17 protein-coding genes and 1 tRNA gene are annotated in these 18,817 nt (G+C 66.4%); 8 read left to right on the top strand and 10 right to left on the bottom strand.

Translation table 11 applies throughout. The annotated features are described in order from the left end of the window. Positions 1-184 precede the first annotated feature (184 nt). From ACYQ4W_RS02100 to cbiR, 4 genes are read right to left on the bottom strand one after another with little or no spacing between them, the layout of a single operon-like run. Positions 185-3,202 carry a DNA polymerase gene (locus tag ACYQ4W_RS02100; protein ID WP_459852248.1) on the bottom strand — a complete coding sequence of 1,006 codons (3,018 nt, stop codon included), beginning with the start codon at positions 3,200-3,202 and terminating at the stop codon, positions 185-187. Positions 3,203-3,205: 3 nt separating this feature from the next. Continuing rightward, positions 3,206-4,201 carry a DHH family phosphoesterase gene (locus ACYQ4W_RS02095; protein WP_459852246.1) on the bottom strand — a complete coding sequence of 332 codons (996 nt, stop codon included), beginning with the start codon at positions 4,199-4,201 and terminating at the stop codon, positions 3,206-3,208. Continuing rightward, positions 4,179-4,712 (bottom strand): bifunctional adenosylcobinamide kinase/adenosylcobinamide-phosphate guanylyltransferase, encoded by a 534-nt coding sequence (locus ACYQ4W_RS02090; protein ID WP_459852244.1) that lies wholly within the window; start codon positions 4,710-4,712, stop codon positions 4,179-4,181. Before ACYQ4W_RS02090 ends, ACYQ4W_RS02095 begins: the two co-directional genes overlap by 23 nt. Further along, a complete protein-coding gene (gene cbiR, locus ACYQ4W_RS02085; protein ID WP_459852242.1) occupies positions 4,709-5,476 on the bottom strand; it encodes a cobamide remodeling phosphodiesterase CbiR in 768 nt (255 codons plus the stop codon). The genes ACYQ4W_RS02090 and cbiR overlap by 4 nt, the downstream gene beginning before the upstream one ends. Before the next feature lie 74 nt (positions 5,477-5,550). Between cbiR and ACYQ4W_RS02080 the strand changes: the two genes are divergently transcribed. The 4 genes from ACYQ4W_RS02080 to ACYQ4W_RS02065 all read left to right on the top strand — a co-directional run bounded on the left by ACYQ4W_RS02080 (position 5,551) and on the right by ACYQ4W_RS02065 (position 8,872). After that, positions 5,551-5,697, top strand: a complete 147-nt coding sequence (locus tag ACYQ4W_RS02080) for a hypothetical protein (RefSeq protein ID WP_459852240.1) — start codon at positions 5,551-5,553, stop codon at positions 5,695-5,697. A 303-nt stretch (positions 5,698-6,000) separates the two neighbouring features. Continuing rightward, a complete protein-coding gene (locus tag ACYQ4W_RS02075; RefSeq protein ID WP_459852238.1) occupies positions 6,001-6,579 on the top strand; it encodes a cysteine hydrolase family protein in 579 nt (192 codons plus the stop codon). A 60-nt stretch (positions 6,580-6,639) separates the two neighbouring features. After that, positions 6,640-8,571, top strand: coding sequence for an ATP-binding cassette domain-containing protein (locus ACYQ4W_RS02070; protein ID WP_459852236.1), 1,932 nt, complete (start codon positions 6,640-6,642; stop codon positions 8,569-8,571). Positions 8,572-8,650: 79 nt separating this feature from the next. Further along, a complete protein-coding gene (locus ACYQ4W_RS02065; protein WP_459852234.1) occupies positions 8,651-8,872 on the top strand; it encodes a TraR/DksA C4-type zinc finger protein in 222 nt (73 codons plus the stop codon). 807 nt (positions 8,873-9,679) lie between these two features. Here the strand turns inward: ACYQ4W_RS02065 and ACYQ4W_RS02060 are convergent. Both ACYQ4W_RS02060 and ACYQ4W_RS02055 read right to left on the bottom strand, forming a co-directional pair. Further along, positions 9,680-9,755, bottom strand: a tRNA-Ala gene (locus ACYQ4W_RS02060). A 47-nt stretch (positions 9,756-9,802) separates the two neighbouring features. Further along, on the bottom strand, positions 9,803-10,507 hold the full coding sequence (locus tag ACYQ4W_RS02055) for a hypothetical protein (RefSeq protein WP_459852232.1): 705 nt from the start codon (positions 10,505-10,507) through the stop codon (positions 9,803-9,805). A 150-nt stretch (positions 10,508-10,657) separates the two neighbouring features. Here ACYQ4W_RS02055 and ACYQ4W_RS02050 point away from each other — a divergent pair, with 150 nt between their 5' ends. Next, entirely contained in the window at positions 10,658-10,972 is a 315-nt protein-coding gene (locus tag ACYQ4W_RS02050) for a hypothetical protein (RefSeq protein WP_459852230.1), read from the top strand. Positions 10,973-11,067: 95 nt separating this feature from the next. Then, entirely contained in the window at positions 11,068-13,797 is a 2,730-nt protein-coding gene (locus ACYQ4W_RS02045) for a TIGR03960 family B12-binding radical SAM protein (protein WP_459852228.1), read from the top strand. A gap of 9 nt (positions 13,798-13,806) precedes the next feature. On the opposite strand, the gene ACYQ4W_RS02040 is transcribed toward ACYQ4W_RS02045, so the two are convergent. From ACYQ4W_RS02040 to ACYQ4W_RS02025, 4 genes are all read right to left on the bottom strand, one after another. Then, positions 13,807-14,496 (bottom strand): DUF2939 domain-containing protein, encoded by a 690-nt coding sequence (locus ACYQ4W_RS02040; RefSeq protein WP_459852226.1) that lies wholly within the window; start codon positions 14,494-14,496, stop codon positions 13,807-13,809. Between the two features lie 33 nt (positions 14,497-14,529). After that, positions 14,530-15,735, bottom strand: a complete 1,206-nt coding sequence (locus ACYQ4W_RS02035; RefSeq protein WP_459852224.1) for a M48 family metallopeptidase — start codon at positions 15,733-15,735, stop codon at positions 14,530-14,532. A 139-nt stretch (positions 15,736-15,874) separates the two neighbouring features. Further along, a complete protein-coding gene (locus ACYQ4W_RS02030; RefSeq protein WP_459852222.1) occupies positions 15,875-16,954 on the bottom strand; it encodes a DUF362 domain-containing protein in 1,080 nt (359 codons plus the stop codon). 27 nt (positions 16,955-16,981) lie between these two features. Then, positions 16,982-17,752 (bottom strand): DUF4197 domain-containing protein, encoded by a 771-nt coding sequence (locus ACYQ4W_RS02025; RefSeq protein WP_459852220.1) that lies wholly within the window; start codon positions 17,750-17,752, stop codon positions 16,982-16,984. Between the two features lie 125 nt (positions 17,753-17,877). Here ACYQ4W_RS02025 and ACYQ4W_RS02020 point away from each other — a divergent pair, with 125 nt between their 5' ends. Together ACYQ4W_RS02020 and uxx1 are read left to right on the top strand one after the other, a co-directional pair. Next, entirely contained in the window at positions 17,878-18,528 is a 651-nt protein-coding gene (locus ACYQ4W_RS02020) for an EF-hand domain-containing protein (protein ID WP_459852218.1), read from the top strand. 92 nt (positions 18,529-18,620) lie between these two features. Beyond that, positions 18,621-18,809, top strand: coding sequence for a UXX-star selenoprotein family 1 (gene uxx1 / locus ACYQ4W_RS02015; protein WP_459854428.1), 189 nt, complete (start codon positions 18,621-18,623; stop codon positions 18,807-18,809). The last annotated feature ends 8 nt before the right edge of the window (positions 18,810-18,817 follow it).

The following is an 18,817-nucleotide window of genomic DNA, read 5'->3' as shown; positions in this document are numbered from 1 at the left end:
ACAAGAAGAAACGCGGGGCCACCTGCCGGCTCCGGGCATGCGCGGCCCATCCATGCAGCAAAACGCGCAGAAAAAAGCCGCAAGGCGATCAGGAAAAACAGCGGGGGGGGCGGCCAGTGCGCCTCGGGCCAGCCGCGGCAGCAAGCTGGTCCCAGGCTTTGCACGCGTGGACGGGCGGACTCGGCTAGTGGGCCTCGGCCCAGTTGCGGCCCTGGCCCACGTCCACCTTGAGGGGCACGGCCAGGGTGGTCACGGTCTGCATGAGCCGGCCAAGCTCCACAGCCGCGGCCGGGGCGTTCTGCTCCGGCACCTCCAGCAGCAGTTCGTCGTGCACCTGCAAAATGAGCTTGGCGTCGAGCCGCGCCAGCTCCGGGCTGCCGAACACGCGCAGCATGGCCAGTTTGATGACGTCGGCCGCGCTGCCCTGGATGACGGTGTTGATGGCCTGCCGCCGCGCCTGGGCCTGCACCTGCTGATTGCGCGAGAACAGCTCCGGCAGCAGCCTGCGCCGTCCGGCAAGGGTCGTCACGTACCCGCGCGAGAGCGCCTCCAGCACGATGTCTTCGTAAAAGGCCTTGAGCGTGCCCAGCTTCTCGAAGTAGCGGGCGATGAACTCCTTGGCCTGATTGGTGGTGATGGACAGCTCGCGCGCCAGCTTCTGCGGGCCCATGCCGTAGATGAGGCCGAAGTTGATGGTCTTGGCCCCGCGACGCTCGTCCGGCGTGATCTGGGCCGCGTCCTTGTCGAACAAAAGCGCGGCCGTGCGGCTGTGGATGTCCTCGTCCTTCTGAAAGGCGTCGATGAGCGCGGGATCTTTGGAAAAGTGCGCCAGCACGCGCAGCTCCACCTGGGAGTAGTCCGCGCCGACGAAGAGCATGCCGGGCGAGGCCACGAAACAGGCCCGCATGCGCGCGCCCTGCGGCCCCCGGATGGGGATGTTCTGCAAATTCGGGCCGGAGCTGGAAAGCCGCCCGGTGGCCGTGGCCAGCTGGTTGAAGCGCGTGTGCAGGCGGCCGGAGGCATCGGCCAGGCGCGGCATGGGCTCCAGATACGTGGAGCGCAGCTTCTCTTGCACGCGGAAGGCCAGAATCTCCTCCACGATGGGATGCTGGCCCGCCAGCTTCTCCAGGGCCTCGCTGCCGGTGGAGAGCGCGCCGCCCGGCGTCTTGCCCGCGGGCTTGAGGCCGAGCTTCTTGAACAGCACCTCGGAGAGCTGCTGGCTGGAGCGCACGTTCACCGGTCCGCCCGCCAACTCCTGAATGCGCTTGGTGTGCGCCTCCACCTCGGTGGTCACCTCGGAAAGAAAGCTCTTGAAGGCCGCGAAGTCGATGCGCACGCCCCGGCGTTCCATGGCCGCCAGCACGGGGATGAGCGGGATCTCCAGGTCGCGCATGAGCGCGTCGAGCCCGGCGTCGTGCAAGCGGCGGGAGAGCATGCGGCGGCAGGCCAGGGCGGCCTGGGCCTGGGCGTCCGGGTGCGGCGCGGGTTCGGCGTTTGGCCCGGCGCCAGCGTCTGCATCCACGTCTTCCGGGTCGGCGAAGGGATCGGGCGCGATGAACAGCGCCAGGCGCAGGCGTTCAAAGGAATAATTGCGGTCTTCCGGATTCAGCAGATACGCGGCCAGCCCGAGGTCGAACCAGCGGTCCAGGGGCACGGCGTCCCAGGCGCGGCCGCGGCGCAGCAAATCCTGCAAACTCGGCGCGGCGATGGCCTCGGCCTGGGCCAAACGTCCGGCCAGGGCTTCGTCCGTGCCGGTGAACAGCATCTCGCCCGCAAGGACGTCGTCGCCCTCCAGGGCCAGACGGAAACCGCTCGGCTGTACTCCTGTCTGCGCTCCGGCAGGACCGGCATCGCCAAGGGGAACCAGGCCCACCACGCGGCCGGTGAAGTCCGGCAGCACCGAGGCGTCGGCGATGTGGCGCAGGGGCAGGGCCTCGGGCGCGGGCACCAGGGAAAGCAGGCTTGCGGCTGCCACGGGCGCCTTGGCGCCGGGCGCGGCCAATGCATCCGGCGCGGCTGACGCGGCTGGCGCGCCGAAAAGGGAAAGCTGTCCGACCGCCGCGGCCTTGGACTTGGCCTTCGACGAAGGCGCGCCAGGGCCAGACCCCGAAGCGCCGGCCCCAGCCGGGCCAAAGGCGGCAAAGGACGAAGTGGACGGCGCAATGGCGGGCGCAGACGGCTGCGCGGAAAACGGCTCGACATACGGCGCGGCCAGCGGACCGCCCTGCCCTTCCCAGGGCGCGGGGCCATTGTACCCGGCGGAGGTGGGCTGCGTCTCCAGCGCCTCTTCCTCCGGCGACTTCCGCGGCAGGGGAATCTCGCGCAGCAGGCTTTTGAACTCGTACGTGCGCAAAAACTCCGCCAGCTTGTCCACGTCCGGCGGCTGCACGGCCAGCCTGTCCAGGGTCAGGTCCGGGCAGCAGCCCAGGCGCAGCCGCGTGAGCTCGCGGTACAGGAACACGTCGTCCATGCGGCCCGCGAGCTTCTTGCGGAAGCTCTCCGGCAGGCGCTTGTCGCCGCGCTCTTCCGCCGCGCGCAGGTCCTCAAGGGTGGGAAAGTCGTGGATGACCTTGAGCGCGGTCTTGGGCCCCACGCCGGGCAGGCCGGGAATGTTGTCCGAGCTGTCGCCCATGAGGGCTTGCAAATCCGGCCACTGTGCGGGCGTTATGCCCAGCTCGGCCGTGAAGTCCGCCTCGCTCGTCACCTTTTCGGCCTTGCCCGCCGGGTCCCACAAGTACACGTTGGGCGAAAGGCACTGCTTCAGGTCCTTGTCCGAGGCCACGATGACCACGGGGCGCTCCTCGTGGTTGGCCGCGGCCAGGCTGGCGATGCAGTCGTCGGCCTCGATGCCGTCGGAAACCGTGAGGTTGAGGCCAAGGAGCTGCACGGCCTCGCGCAGGGGCTCTATCTGCACGGCCAGGTCCTCGGGCATTTTGGGCCGCTGGGCCTTGTAGGGCTCGAACATGCCGTGCCGGAAGGTCGGCCCCTTGCCGTCCATGAAGAAGCCGAGGTACTTGGGGCGGTCTTCCTTCAAGATGCGCAGCAAAATGCGCAGCACGATGAAGATGGCGTTGGTGGGCAGGCCGTCGGAGCGCTTGAGGTCCGGGTAGCCGTAAAAGCCGCGGTACAGAAAGCTCGTGCCGTCCACCAGAAACAGCGGATCGGCCTGGCCGGAAAGGTTGAGGCGGGCTTTGAGCGACATGCGTCAGATCCGCTGGAAGCCGGTGGTCTTGCCGCGCGAAAGCTTCTTCAGCACGTACATCTCCGGGTCCTTGCCATCCAGCGCCGCCAGAGGGATTTCGGCGCGGGCCGCGCCCTTGTGGCCGCCAGCGGAGCCTATCTCGCCGAAGAGCGAGGCCGCGAACTTGCCCATGTCCTTGCGGATGCCGTCGCCGCGGAAGATGACCACCAGATTGTCGCCGGAGATGCCGGAAACGGCGTCCCAGGAAATGGAGTGCACGCGCATGAAGAAATCGGCCACGACCACCAGGATGTCCGGGCTGCCCACCTTGCCCAGGTGCGCCGTGAGCCCGGTGCCTATGCGCCGCAGGTTGTAGAACGCGCGGGAGAAGTAGCGCATCCACTCCAGGTGGTACTCGCTGCGCACGATGCGCGTGATGAGCGTGTGGTCCGCGTACTTGGAAAGATACTTGAAGGCGTCGATGTCCGCGTCGATGAACTTGCGCTGGAAGTTCAGGGTGTCGGCCTTGATGCCGTACAACAGGGCCGAGGCCAGCAGCTTGGGCGGGCGAATCTTGAGGCGTTGCAGGTATTCCGTCATGAGCGAGCAGGTGGCGCCGAACTTGGGGCGTATGTCCACCAGGGGGGCGACGACGGGCTTGTCGGGCAAGATGGGGTGGTGGTCGATGACCACGGTGTACTCCAGCTTGCCCAGCTCCGGGTGGTGATGCGGCTGGCTGTCCACCAGGGCGAAGCGGTCGTACTGGGCGATGAGGTTCGGGATGAGCTTGCGCGTGGGCACGCGCAGGTAGCGGATCATGGCCAGGTTGTCCGGCCGGTTGATCTCGTTGATGTGCCCGATGCCGATATCGCGCACGCGGCGCGAAAGAATGGCCTTGAGCCCAAGGGCGGCGCCCATGGAGTCCGGGTCGGCGTTGATGACGATGAGCCAGCGTTCGTCCTTGTTGAGCAAGGGCAAAAGCGCCTGGATCTTTTCGTCAGTCAGCTTCGATACGCCCATGTTCCGCCTTTTTGAGCGCCAGCGGCAGCCCGGCGACAACGAGGTACGCCTCGTCGGCCAGGGCCGCCACGGCTTGATTGAGCCGCCCGAGTTTTTTCAGAAACGTCCTGGCCTCGCTCGATGCCGGCAACGGCGCGAAGCCAATCTCGCAGGAAACCAGGATGACGTTGCCTTCCCGGCAATGTCCGAGCGCGTCGAGGAAGGCCTCGACCACCTCATGGTCGCGGCACTCCTGTGAGCAAACGTACAGCCAGAAGTCCAGACTGTCCACCAGCACGGTCTGATATGCCGTCTTAGCCTCCAGCAGGGCGCGTGGCAAGTCCCAGCCCACCTCGACAACGGGCAGGGCCGGGTCGCGCCGCTCGCGGTGCGCGGCTATCTGGTTGCGGAACGACAAGTCCTTGGCCTTGCCCGTGGCCAAAAATAGCGCCGGGCCGGGCGCGGCTTCCAGCAGCCCCATGGCGTAGTCGGACTTGCCGGACTTGTTGCCGCCGATGACGAAGGTGATCACGCGTGCGCCTCCAGTTGCCCCTTGCGGCCGGCGAGGATCTCGTCCAGCACGGTCAGAGAATTGAACAATGCGTTCTCGTTGAACAATTCCAGCACCACCACGCCGCCCGGGGCAATCTGGTCGAGCAAACGCCCGCACAGCGCCCGTCCTGCGGCGTCCAGCGCCGAAAGGGCCGCGTGGTGCGAGGGCCGGGCCGGGTCCGGGGCGTTCAGGTGCAGCATGCGCGTGCGCGCGGCCAACCCCGGCAAGGCGAGAAATTCCTGCTGCCCATGCACCAGCATGTGCCCCAAATCCAGGCACACGCCAAGCCCAAAGGCCTCTATGACCGGCCAATGCAGGGCCAGGTCGCGGCCATTGATGTTCTCCACCAGCACTTGTCCGGGCGCGATGCCGCCGGCCTCCAGACGTTGCGCCAGCTCGGCCAGGGCTTGCGGCTCCCGCGGGGGGTGCAGCACAAAATGCCCGGGCGCAACATGGGCCGCCCGGTCCCGCAGACCGAGCACGGCCGCGGCCACGCCGCCCACGCCGGCGGCCCAGGGCAGGTCGAGGGGCAGGTGCATGTGCCAGCTCACGGGCAGTTGCGCAAGCTCGGCGGGAAATTCCTGCTCGGTGTAGGCCAGGCAGGCCTCGGTCTCGAAGAACGCCAAGGCGATTTCGTCAAATTCTTGAGCAAGAAACGCGCAGTTTTCGGCAATTCCGGCAGGCAGCACGCAGGAGGGCGCAGCCAGTGTCCAGGGGCGCTTTATGGCCGTATTCGGATTCATTCGCGATTTCACGACAGGCACGGCCTTTGCTTGAAAATGGCAAACACCCGTCCCCCGCCAAGGAGGGGGGCACCATGCACACTCTGCGCCGCCATCTGCAACATCTTCTGAATCCCCTGCACCTGTACTGCCGCCTGAAGGAAGCCGGAGTGACCGAGGCCATGGCCCGGCGTCTGAGCCAAGCCTACGAGCGCGCGCTGTACCGGCATCTGCTGGCCTAAACCAAGGCGGAAGCGGCGGCTGGCGAAAGTGCCCCGCCCCCTTTGCGGCACCACGCGCAATCTGCAACACTGCGCGCCCAAGCCGTCCGCGGGGCATGCACGGACCCTCCGCAGCAAAATCCCGGGCATCGGCGTCATGGCGCACCCCGCGCCATGTCCTTTCATACAGGACCCGCGCGCCGGGCGCAATCGTCCGCCAGCCCCTTTGCCGCGCCGCCGCAGTCAGCCCCCGCCCCTTGCCCACCATGCGCCCTCTGGGCTACACAGACGCCACCACACGACGCCGCCAGAAAGGAACACGCCATGCCCAGCCGCACCGCCCTCGTCATCATCGACATGCAGAACGACTTTGTGCTGCCAGGAGCCCCGGCCTGCGTGGCCGGCGCCCAGGCCACCCTGCCCGCCCTGCGCCAGCTGCGCGAGGCCGCGCGCAACCAGGGCTGGCGCATCATCCATGTGCTGCGCGAGCACCGGGCCGACGGCAGCGACGTGGAGCTCTTCCGGCGCGAATCCTTCGCCAAGGGCCGGGGCATCTGCGTCGCCGGCACCAAGGGTGCGGAGATCGTGGCCGAGCTGACGCCCCTGCCGGGCGAATACATCTTGAAGAAGCTGCGCTTCAGCGCCTTTTTGTTCACGGAGTTCGACGCGCTCCTGCGCCGCCTGGGCGTCTCCACCCTGCTCATCTGCGGCACGCAGTACCCAAATTGCGTGCGCGGCACCGCGGTGGACGCCATGTCGCGCGACTACCGCACCATCGTCGTCACCGACGCCTGCTCGGCCCAGAGCCCGGAGGTGGCGGCCGCCAACATCCGCGACCTGGCCAACATGGGCGTGGAATGCGTTGCCCTGAGCGGCCTGCCGGGAATTCTGCCCACGTTGTGAGCCCCAGGCGCAAAGCGCCGCAGCTTGACCAGAACCGCGCGCCAGCATACGAACTCCGGCATGGCACTTATCAGCGTAAACAACCTGTGTATGAGTTTCGGCGGCCCCAAGCTGCTCGACGGCATTTCCTTCCAGATCGAACCCGGGCAGCGCGTCTGCCTTGTGGGCCGCAACGGCGAGGGCAAGAGCACGCTCTTGCGCCTGCTCTCCGGCGACCTGACCCCGGACAGCGGCGAAATATCGCGCTCCGTGGGCCTGCGCGTGGCCCGGCTTTCGCAAAAGGTGCCCGAGGTGCTGACCGGCACCATCTATGAGGTGGTGACCCAGGGCCTGGGCGAGGTGGGCCGCGCCGTGGCCGAGCACCACCACGCCCAGACCATCGGCGACGACGCCCTGCTGGAGAAGGCCCAGTCGGACCTGACCGAGCTGAACGGCTGGGGCGCGCTTTCCGACGTGGACACGGCCGTGTCGCGTCTGGCGCTCAACCCGGACCAGCGCTTCGAGGACCTTTCCGGCGGGCTCAAGCGCCGGGCCCTGCTCGCCCGCGCCCTGGTGGGCGAGCCCGACGTGCTGCTCCTGGACGAGCCCACCAACCATCTGGACATCGATTCCATCGCCTGGCTGGAGGATTTTCTGCTCCGCCACGTGAAGACGCTCATCTTCATCACCCACGACCGCATGTTCCTCCGGCGCATCGCCACGCGCATCATCGAACTGGACCGCGGGCATTTGGCCGACTGGACCTGCGACTACGACACCTTTTTGGAGCGCAAGGAGGCCATGCTGGCCTCTGAGGAAAAGACCTGGGCCGAGTTCGACAAGAAGCTGGCGCGCGAGGAAGTCTGGGTGCGCCAAGGCATCAAGGCCCGCCGCACCAGGAACGAAGGCCGCGTGCGCGAGCTCAAGAAGCTGCGCGACGAGCGCGCAAAGCGGCGCGAGCGCTCGGGCAACGCCAAGATCATCGTGCAGGAGGCCGAGCGCTCCGGCCGGCTGGTCATCGAGGCCCAGGACATCAGCTTCCGCTGGAGCCCCGCGGCCGAGCCCGTGTTCAAGGACCTGGACCTGACCATCATGCGCGGCGACAAGCTGGGCTTCATCGGTCCCAACGGCGCGGGCAAAACCACGCTCATCCAGGTGCTGCTGGGCAAGCTCAAGCCCACCAGCGGCACCGTGCGCCTGGGCACCAACCTTGAGGTGGCCTACTTCGACCAGCACCGCGAGGAGCTGGACCCGAACCAGACCGTGCGCCAAAGCGTGGCCGAGGGCTCGGACCAGGTGACCATCGGCGGCCACACCCGGCACGTCATGGGCTATTTGAAGGATTTCCTCTTCTCCAGCGAACGCGCCAACAGCCCGGTGCGCATCCTCTCCGGCGGGGAGCGCAACAGGCTGCTCTTGGCGCGGCTGTTCACCCGGCCCTGCAACGTGCTGGTCATGGACGAACCCACCAACGACCTGGACGCAGAAACCCTGGAGCTGCTGGAGGACCGCCTGCTGGAGTACCCCGGCACGCTCATCCTGGTGAGCCACGACCGCGCGTTCTTGAACAACGTGGTCACCAGCACCCTGGCCTTTGAGGGCGACGGCGTGGTGCGCGAGTACGTGGGCGGCTTTGACGACTGGCTGCGCCAGCGGCCGGAGCCTGCGGAGCCGGCCACGGGCAAGGTCTCGGCCAAGCCCACGCTGGTGAAGCTGCCGGAGACGCCCGCGCCCGCGGAGGGCAAGCCGCGCAAGCTCTCCTTCAAGGAGCAGCGCGAGCTGAACGAGCTGCGCGAGGAACTGGCCGCGTTCCCCGCGCGCATAGAGGCCCTGGAACAGAGCATCGCCCAGACCACGGAGAGTCTGGCCAACCCGGAGCTGTACAAGAAGGCGCCCAAGGTTCTTGTCTCCGTGCGCAACGAGCTTTCGGCCATGGAAGCCGAGCTGGAGGCCGCCTTTGCCCGCTGGGAAGCGGCCGAGGCGCGTCAAAAGGAGCTCGCGGGCGAAGCCTAGGGCTTGCCGTCTTGGCGAAACTGCTTATCTATGACGAGAGTCCCGCGACGCACGCGGAACAAAGCCAGGAGGAAAGCCCATGAGTGATGCGGCAGACGAAGCCCAAGATTTTGAATCCAGCCGCCGGGCGGTGGCCCTTGCTGGCGCGGCTTCCGTCGATCGCGGCCCCGTGGCGCTGATGATCGACGGTGTGGCCCATTGCGCGGACTGCGAAGCCGTGATCCCCGAGGCCCGGCTCAAAGCCGTGCCCGGCTGCGGCCAATGCGTGGTCTGCGCCGAGGAACGGGAGGCGGAGCGCTAGCCCCGCCCGCGACCAGCCAAAGCAATACGAACAGCCCTTGCGACGACAAATCGCAGGGGCTTTTTGTTTGCGGCAAAAGCAAAGCGCAGTCCTGCGTGCGGTGGCGATTCCGAGGCGGAACCAGAGTTAACACTCTGAAAGGATAGCCTCTCGTTGCTGCAATCCCGACAACGCGGCGCGTCGGCCATGTCGGCGCATGCATGTAAATGATTTTCCTCATCCCTTGCCGGGATTATACAACTCCGACGGAACATACACGCAGCACTTCGCTAGCCGTCACGATACCGGCGAATTATGCGCACCCCTGGCCGCTGCAACAGAGAGCGACTCCCCTCCGCCAATGCCGAAGAAAATGCTCCCGCACGCCCCCGGGCGAGGCAAAAGGGCTCCTGCCGGAGGCGTTACAATTATGCGAGGGAAGCGTTAGCGAGGTGTGCCGAATTGCGCGCCGATCAGTGCCGAATTGCGCGCCGGCTTATGCGGGCCGGAAACTGAAAGCCCCGGGCGGGGCTGTACAAAAGGAAGCGTCGCCAGGGGCAAAAATAAAGGTCGCGCTACAGCTTCCTTGATCACTTCGCTTGGAGGTCCTCCACCGCTTAATGAACGTGGGGCAAAGTGGGACTCCATCTCTCTACAACGGAAAAGGCCTTACGAGGATTCTCGTAAGGCCCTGATCTTTCTGGTGCCGAGGGAGAGGACTGAACTCCCACACAAAAATTTTAGTCTCCTTTGCCCTCGACTGGTAGCAATAGGCGAGTAAAACGAAAAAGGGCTTGCGGCATTTCTGCTGCAAGCCCTTGATCTTCTTGGTGGAGATGAGGAGGATTGAACTCCTGGCCTATGCGTTGCGAACGCATCGCTCTCCCAGCTGAGCTACATCCCCAAGGAGTGTCCGGTTCGCCGGAACGGTTTGGTTCTTTAGCCCGTTTCTCAGTGGTGGGCAAGCTTTTTTTGCGCTTGCGAGCTTTGCGGCTCGGGAGCCCCGCTGGGAAAACGCAGCCGCATGAACGGGACCTGCGCCGTGTGGCCGTCGATGTGCCAGCGGTACGCGCCGTTGGGCGTCTTGGGCGCCGTTTGGGCGTTGTGCTCCAGCACCACTATGCCCTCGGCCAAGATGATGGAGAGGTCGCCGTCAAGATGCAGCCCAAGCGACGCGGTTTCGTGCACGGGCGCGGCGTCCTTCACCCGCACGCGCACGGTCCCGTCCTGGGCAATGGCATAGGTCAGCGGCTCGCCGAGCTCGCTGGATATCAAACGGTCGCGGTTCATGCGCCACTTGCCCAAGAGGCTGAAGCGCACCCGGCCGTCGCCGATGGAGTTGGCGGTCTCCACCTTGCCCTCGGCCTTGAGCTTGGCGATGTCCTTCAGCATGGGCTCCAGGGCCTCGGCCTGGCGTTTCTTCACATCTTCGGGCTTGAGCTTGCCGCTTTTGGACTCCGCGGCCACGCCGCGCATGGCGTGCATGGCGTCCGGATCGGCGGCGGTGCCCTCCAGGTACAGCTTATAGGAGCCGTCGCGCTCGATCTTGATGCGCCCGATGTAGGTCTCCGGCACCCAACACCCGGCCAGCGAGAACGCGGACAGCAGCAAAATCAGCGCGGGGGCGAAAATGCGGAAGGAAGAGGGACGCGTCATTTATTCTCCTGTGCGGCAAAGATACAGGGCATGTACCGCCGGCAGGGCCGGCTGGCAAGGCGCGGCCACGCGCACGTGGGGGAGCCGTCCCTTGACAGGCGCGGGTTGAGCCCCTACCTTCCGCCTCACCAAAACCAAGGAGTAACCCACATGTCTTACGATATCCGCCTGGTCAAGCTCATCAACGGCGAAACCGTCATCGGCAAGTGGAGCGAAGACGGCCAGAGCATCAACGATCCCGCCGTCATTCAGACCGTGCCCATGCAGCAGGGCGTGCAGATGATGCTTCTGCCCTTCGGCTACCCCTTCGAGCAGGAGATCACGGGCTCCATCTCCACCAAGCACGTGCTCTACGAATACACCAAAGCGCCCGAGGAGCTGAAGACCAAGTACCTGGAGGCCTCCAGCAACCTCACCCTTTCCGCTCCCGGCGCGGGCAACCTCTCCCAGCTCATCACAAAATAACCCAACATCCGCCTGTATCCACATGGGGGGCGGCGGGACGACCGGTCCTGCCGCCCCTGTTTTATTTCCGCGCACAAGCGTGAAGGAGCCCCCGCGTGAAGGAACTTCTGCCTCTGCTGCCCCGCCCCAGCCGCTACCTCGGCAACGAATGGGGCGTGACGCTCAAGGACCCGTCCCTGGTGCGGGGGCGCATCGCCCTGGCCTTCCCCGACATGTACGAGGTCGGCATGAGCTACCTGGGGCAAAAGATCCTCACCCAGGCCATAAACGACCGGCCGGACCTGCTGGCCGAGCGCGTGTACTCCCCCTGCCAGGACGCCGCGGCCATACTGCGCGCGCACAACACCCCGCTGGCCACCCTAGAGACCGACACCGAGCTGCGGCGCATGGACGCCGTGGGCTTCAGCCTCACGCACGAGCTGTGCTACACCAACGTGCTGTACATGCTCGACCTGGCGCAGATCCCCCTGCACGCCAAGGACCGCATGACCGGCGGGCCTGATTCGGAAAAGGGCGCCGAAAAAGGCGGTGGACAAAACGACGGCGCGGGCGCTCCCTGGCCCATCATCATGGCGGGCGGTGGCGCCTGCTACGACGCCGAGCCCCTGGCCGACTTCCTCGACCTCATGGTCCTGGGCGACGGCGAGGAAGTGATGCCCGAGCTGCTGAGCCGCATCGCCGACGCGCGCAAGGCGGGCACCCCGAGGCAGGAGCTGCTGCGCGACCTGGCGGGCCTGCCGGGCGTCTACGTGCCCGCGTTCTTCGCCTGGGACGGCCCTGGCAAGCCCGTGCGGCCCCTTGTGCCCGGCTACGAGCGCGTGGAAAAGGCCATCGTCACCGACCTTGCCGCCGCGCCCTTCCCGCTGTCCCCGTCCGTGCCCTTCGGCCAGGCCGTGCACGACCGCTACACCCTTGAGCTGGCGCGCGGCTGCACCCGCGGCTGCCGCTTCTGCCACGCGGGCATGGTCTACCGCCCCGTGCGCGAGAAAACGCCGGAGCAGCTGGGCGACATGCTCTCCAAGGCCGTGGCCGCCACGGGCTTCGAGGAAGTCTCGCTCTTGTCCCTCTCCACCGGCGACTATTCCGGGCTGGAGACGCTTTTCGACACGGTTTTCGACCGCTGCGCCGCGGAGCAGGTCTGCATCTCGCTGCCGTCCTTGCGCGTGGGCTCGCTCTCCGCGCACATCATGGAGCGCATGGCCACCATCCGCCGCACCGGGGCCACCATCGCACCGGAGGCGGGCAGCCAGCGCCTGCGCGACGTCATCAACAAGGGCGTCACCGAGGAAGGCCTGGTGGAGCACGTGCGCACGCTATTCGAAAACGGCTGGCAGCAGGTGAAGCTCTATTTCATGATCGGCCTGCCCACCGAGACCGACGCCGACCTGGACGCCATTGCCGACCTGTGCGTGAAGGTGCGCGACGCCGCGGGCCGCCACGTGAAGCGTTTGCAGGTGACGGCGGCCGTTTCGCCCTTTGTGCCCAAGACCCACACCCCGTTCCAGTGGGAGGCGCAGATCGGCATGGAGGAGATCCGCCGCCGCATCTATTACATCAAGGACGCGCTCAAGCCCTTCAAGCGCATCACCCTCAAGTACCACCAGCCGGAAATGAGCTTTCTTGAGGGCGTGTTCTCGCGCGGGGACCGCCGCCTGGGCCCGGTGCTGGAAACGGCCTACCGCAAGGGCGCGCTGTTCTCCAGCTGGCGCGACCACCTGCGCCTGGAGCCCTATCTGGAGGCCCTGGCCGAGCACGGCCTGAACGCCGAGGAGTTCCAGGGCGCTCGCGACGTGGACGCCCCCCTGCCCTGGGACCACCTGAGCTGCGGCGTGTCCAAAAAGTATTTGCTGACAGAGCGCAAGCGCGCCCTGGAGGAAAAGGGCACCGAGGACTGCCGCTACGGGGCCTGCCGCAATTGCGGCGTGTGCAACATGGAGGGCCGCGCCTCCGAGCTTTCCGCCCAGGCGGCCGTCAAGGACATCCGCCCCCGCGTGGTGTTCGCCCACCGCGACCAGGAGCCGGCCAACGCGGCAGAAACCGCCGCGGGCCGCGCCGAGGCGGGCCAGGCTCCGCCCGCCGATGCCGCGCCCACGCAGGAGATGTCCGCAGCGCCGGCCGCCTTCCTGAACCAGGGGGCCGAGAAGCGCACCAAGGCCGACGGCCCGCCGGTGCTGGGACTTTCCGACAAGCAGGCCCAGTACCGCATCTGGTACGAGAAGCGCGGCGAGGCCGCCTATTTGAGCCAGCTGGAATTGCAGAGCATTCTCGAACGGGCGCTCAGGCGCACGCGTTTTCCGCTGTCCTTCAGCGCGGGCTATCACCCCATGCCGCGCATCTCCTTTGGCCGGGCCCTGCCCGTTGGCGTGGAGAGCGTGAGCGAATGGTTCACCCTGACCCTGCGCGAGGCCCTGGGACCGGAGTACGTGCTCGACACCCTGGCTGCGCAGATGCCCGGGGGCTTGAACCCCATACGCATCGAAAGCCTGCCGGTGATGAAGCGCCCCGTGCAGGCCGTGCGCGAGCATTTCCTGGTGCGCTATTCCGGCAGCCCGGAGGACGTGGCGCGCTGGCAAAACGGCTGGGCCGCGTTCATGGAGCGCGATGTGGTGATGTTCGACCGCAAGAGCAAGAACGGGCCGAAGGCCACCAACCTGCGCGCCCTGGTGGCGAGCGCCACGCTCCAGCCGGACGGCGGCGTGGCCTTGAGCCTCGACTGGTCCAAGGACTACATGAGCCCGCAGGCGCTGGTGCTGGCCGTGGGCGCGCCCATCACGCCGCTGGCGGCGCATGTGCTCAAGGTGGGGCAGGAGTTTCCGGAAGAATAGTCGACAAGGCTAGTTGGGCAATTGCACGGCGCAGAGCTTCCAGCTGAAGACGCCGTCGCGCCGCAGCTCCAACACCAGCGGACCGGCGCCGGGCTTCTTGTCGCGCACGCGCACCACAAACCTGTTCATGCCCTCATACCCCATGCTGATGGCGGGCGCGCCGACGTTTGCGGACATCGCGTTCTGCTCCGCCTGCGGAGCAGGTTGCGAGGCTGGCTGCGGGCTCGGCTGCGGGCCTGGCTGTGGCGTGGACTGGGGCATGGACGGGGACGCGGACTGGTCGGCGGACTGGTTTGCCGGCTGGGCTGCCGCTTCGGACGCGGACGGCCCCTGGAAGGGGAACACTGCCGCAGGCCCCTGAGGAATGCGGCCCTGCATCAGCCGCACAAGGTTCTCCGGGGTGGTGAAGGCGTCGACCAGCTGGCTGACGATGCTTGCCCCGAACATGAGCCCGATGGCGGCAAGGGGATTTTTCGGGTCCTTGCGCAGCTCTTCGGTCAAGCGGCCGCTGAAGTCATCCTTGAGGCTTTGGCGCAGGGCCGGAAAATCCACATACTCCGAAAGCTTGGCCGCGTCCTGGGCCTGCGCCGCCTGGCGCATGCCGCGCACCGCGAGGTAGGGCGAGGCGAAGGCCAGCCCGCCAAGAGCCAGCAGCGCAAGCACCACTCCCGCAACTATGAACTTCGTCTTCCGCCGCATGGGCGCGCCTTCCTGTGCCGGGCGTGAGCCCGTCTAGTTCATTTCGGTCTGGGGCAGCGGATCCGGCTCCACAGGCTGGTCGCCGGGCTTGGCCGCTTCGGCCTTCTTCTCGTCGCCCTTCTTGTCATCGCCCTTCATGTCGGGCCGCAAATCCTTGCCCTCGGCGCGCTTCTTGTCAATCTCCGCCGCATCGGCCGCAAGGCCAACGTAGCGCTGGCTATGGCTCGGGTGGGTGGTGACGATGGAGATGCCCTTGGGATTCTCGATGGACATGCGCCGCCAAAGGTCCGCCACGTTGTGGATGTCGTACCCGGCGCGGGCGGTGTAATAGAGCCCCACATAGTCCGCCTCGGCCTCGTATTCCGGGCTGAAGGCGCTTGCGCCGATGCTCTGCCCCAGGCGGAGATTGTAGCCGGTGAGCAGGAGCACGGGCAGATCCACGAACATCTTGCCCAGCGCGGCGTTCACTTCCTTGCTGCGGCGGTGCTTCTGCGTGTTGTGGGCCATCTCGTGTCCGACAATGGCCGCAAGCTCGTCATCGGACTTCACGAACTTCATCATGCCCTGGCACACGATGATCTGGTCGCCGTCGGCAAAGGCGTTGAGCTCCGTGCTCGGGCTCAAAACCACAGGGTAGGCGCAGAGCCTGTCCGGCGTCAGGGTGAACTCCATCAGCACGCCGTCGCGCTCCACGTCCACCATGACCGGCTTGCCCGTTCTGACGATTTTCGCCAGGCTTTCGCGCGCCTGCTTCTTGTTCGCCACCTTTTCCTCGGCCACGGCCACGATGATGTCGCCGCGCCTGATCCCCGCCCGCTCGGCCGGGCCGTTCGGAACGGCCTGAAAAACAGTTGGCCGCCAGTGAATGCCCAGAACGCTCTTGACGGTCTCGCGCTTCTCCTTGGCGTAGTCGTCCAGCTCCAGGAGGTTGAGCCCCACGGAATAGCCCACGCGCTCGCCGCACAGGTCCGCGCTCTTGGCGCGGATGTTCCAGGCCACGCGGGTCAGGCGGTCCAGCGTTTCGACGGAGCTGCGCAAAACCAGCTCCTGCTGGATTTTGGCCTCGGCATCCACCTGCCCGGCCTCCAGCTGCGGCACCTTGGCCTGGGGCGCGCACGCGGCGAGAGCGCACAGGGCCGCAAGCGCGCACACGCGCGGCAGGGCGCGCAGACCCTGTGCCGAGCCGGATTTTGTGCTGAGCCGCCGTGCGGCGGGGGGTATGTTTCGCATGCTGACCATGTGTGGACTCCCTGCCTACGGCGGCGTTGGGGCGGCGTTGCGGCGACGTTACGGCGGCGGCCCTGCGCCAGGCCCGGGCTGCGCACCGAATTATGCGCGCCCTGATATCACGTCACCGCACCCCGGCACAAGCCTTGTTTCAAGCGGCGGAAAGGGAGATGGCCTTCTCCGGGCACATTTCCTGGCAGCAGAAACAGCCGATGCACAAGGCCTTGTCCACCACGGCGAGTCCGTCCGTTATGCTGAGCGCCTGGGCCGGGCACTGGGCCACGCAGGTGCCGCAGGCCGTGCAGCGTGCGGGGTCGGCCTTGGGCCGCATGGCGATGCGGTTCTCGAGGATGCCGAGCGTGGCCGCCTGGTGCGTGGCGCCGTCCTGCGGCGGCAGCCGGAAGCCCTCGATGGGCGTCAGGGTTCCCAGCAGCTCAATGCTCTCCGCCGCGAAGTCGCCCAGTCCCAGGGCCTTGGCCTTGCCCAGCAGCCGCAGCCGCGCCGGGTCCATGCCCATCATGCGGCAGATGACGCCGTCTACGGCCACGGCGTTTTCGCCCGCGAGGATGCGGCCCACCCAGCGCAGGTCCGTTGAGGCCGGGCCGTTGCCCTGCATGCCCAATATCGCGTCCACCAGGATGAAATCCGGCGGGCGCAGTCGGAACACGTCCACCACCACTTCCTGAAAGCGCTCCGGGCTGCCGGAAAGCTTGTGCAGATGCGCCTTTTGCGCGCCGGGCAGAATGCCGTAGCTGTTCTTTACCGCGCCGGTCATGACCGTGAGGCCGTGGGTTTTGAACTTGGGCAGGGAGATGAAGCAGTCCGCCTCCAGCACCGCGCGCGAGACGCTGACCTTGGACAGCACCGAGGTGTCGCCCAGCACCGAGAAGGGCACCTCCTCCGCGTCCAGGCCGATGTTCTCATAATGCCCAAGGCAGGCCTCGCGCAGGCCCGTGTGCTCGAAGCAGGCCTCGTTGGCTCCGTAGCCCATGACGCCGGGGTTGTCGCCCACGATGATCCGCCCCGCGCCCAGGTCGAGCAGGCACTCCACCACGGCCCGCAGCACGGCGGGATGTGTGGTCACGGCCTCCTCCGGCCGGGCCGCGCGCAGCACGTTGGGCTTCACCAGCACCTTTTTGCCGTGCACGGCGGGGGCGAAGGTCTTGAAGGCCTTCTCCACCGCCTGACGGCACGACTGATAGTCCGCGGGTTCGATGAGCACTTTCGACATGGGGGGGCTCCTTTGCGTTTGCCGGATCTACTTGCCGCCGAAGACCTTCTTGAGGATGGAGGTGGTGCGCTCCGCCGGATTGTTGCGGATGTCCTTCTCCTCCTTGGCGATCATGAGGAACAGGCCGTCCTGGGCCTTGGCATTCACGTAGGAGTCCAGGTCGAGGCCGTAGGCCTGTGCGGCGCTGGCGGCCAGAGGGTTCGCCGTAAGGCGCTTGTAGGCCTTGGCCACGCCCACGGACTCCATGCTCTTGCTGATGATTGGCTTCATCATCTCGCCGATCTTTTCGCCGCTGCTCTTGCGGAAGTACTGCGTGACCGAGTCCTCCCCGCCGGTGAGGATGCCCTTGGCGTCGGAGACGCTCATGCTCTTCACCGCGTCGCCCAGAATGTTCGCGGCCTGGGGCACGGCCTTTTCCGCCGCGCGGTTCATGGCCAGCACGAGGTCATCCACCAGCTGGCCCTGCCCGGCCATGCGCAGCGGGGCCTCCAGCTTCTTGAGCGAGTCGGGCAGCAGAATCTTCACGGCCTGGTTGGCGTAGTAGCCGTCGCTCTGGCCCAGGCTGTTCACGGCCGAGGTGGTTCCCTTGGCCAGGGCCTCCTTCAGGCCCTTGGTGATGTCGGTGTCGGAGAGGCCGGCGCCCAGGTTGGCGGCGCTATACGAGCCGGAGGAGGAACCGGAGGAGGCGGGCACCTGCTGCTGCACCTTGTCCAAAACATCGGCCCAGCCGGCCAAGGCCGGGGTGGCGAGCAGACAAAGCGCAAGGGCGGCGGGTGCGGTGGCAAAGGCGCGTTTCATGGCGGACTCCTGGCTGTGGTTGTTTGCGGATGTTTTCATGTACCCAAAGCTGGGGGCGGCGGCAAGAATGTCCTGTTCCGGCGGGTGGTCTGGATTATGCACATCCAGGCCAGGAGGAAAAAACGATGCGCATCAACCCCGCCCTCGCCAATCAGATGTACCTGAACTACATGGACAGCAGCGACTCCGACTCCAGCTCCAGCTCCAGCTCCAGCACCAGCTCGTCCATACTGCCCACCGGCACCTATACGAAGCTCGCTGCCGCCAAATATATCAAGGACAACGACAAGGACAACGACGGCAAGCTCACCAGCGACGAGGTGACGCTTTCGGCCGCGGCCTTTGCCGCCCTGGACAAGGACTCCGACGGCAGCATAACCAAGGCGGAGATGCAGAAGTCCCTTTCCGGCAAGGACAATGAAATTTTCTCGTATTATAAAAACGGTGGCGCAAAGTCCGGCAACGTGGACATCGTGGACTCCCTGCTGGATGGCAAGACCGCCAGCAACGCAACCATCAACACCTACGTGAAGATGGCCGCCAAGAGCTATATTTCCGCCTTCGACAAGAACGGCGACGGCGAACTGAGCAGCGCCGAGGTCTCCCTGGCCTCCAACGCCTTCAAGCAGATCGACACCAACTCTAACGGCTCGCTGACCCTTTCCGAGCTGCAGAACGCCCTGCGCGACGAGGGCGACAGCATCTACAAGTACTACAAGAACGGCGGCACCACCAAACTCAGCACGTTGACATCCAACCTGTTGGCGACCATTTAGAGGGCATGAGCCCTGCGGAAAAAGACTGCTGCACCCTGCCCGAGCGGCAGGCGGAAGAAACCCCGGCGCCCGACCAGGGCGAAGGCGCGCGCATCTACGGCAAAGAAACCTGCCCCCACACCAAGCGGGCGCGGGCCGCGTTGCCGCGGGCGCGGTTCATAGACGTGCTGGACGATCCGGCCGCCCTGGAGGAGATGCTCCGGCTCTCCGGCGGGGTGCGCCGCATTCCGGTCATCGTCCGGGGCGGCGAGGTCGCCATAGGCTACAAGCGCGGGGCCTGACACCTCTG

The sequence above is a fragment of the Humidesulfovibrio idahonensis genome (assembly GCF_054657715.1).
Note: the sequence above shows the minus strand (reverse complement) of the source record. Positions and strands in the feature narration are given on the sequence as shown.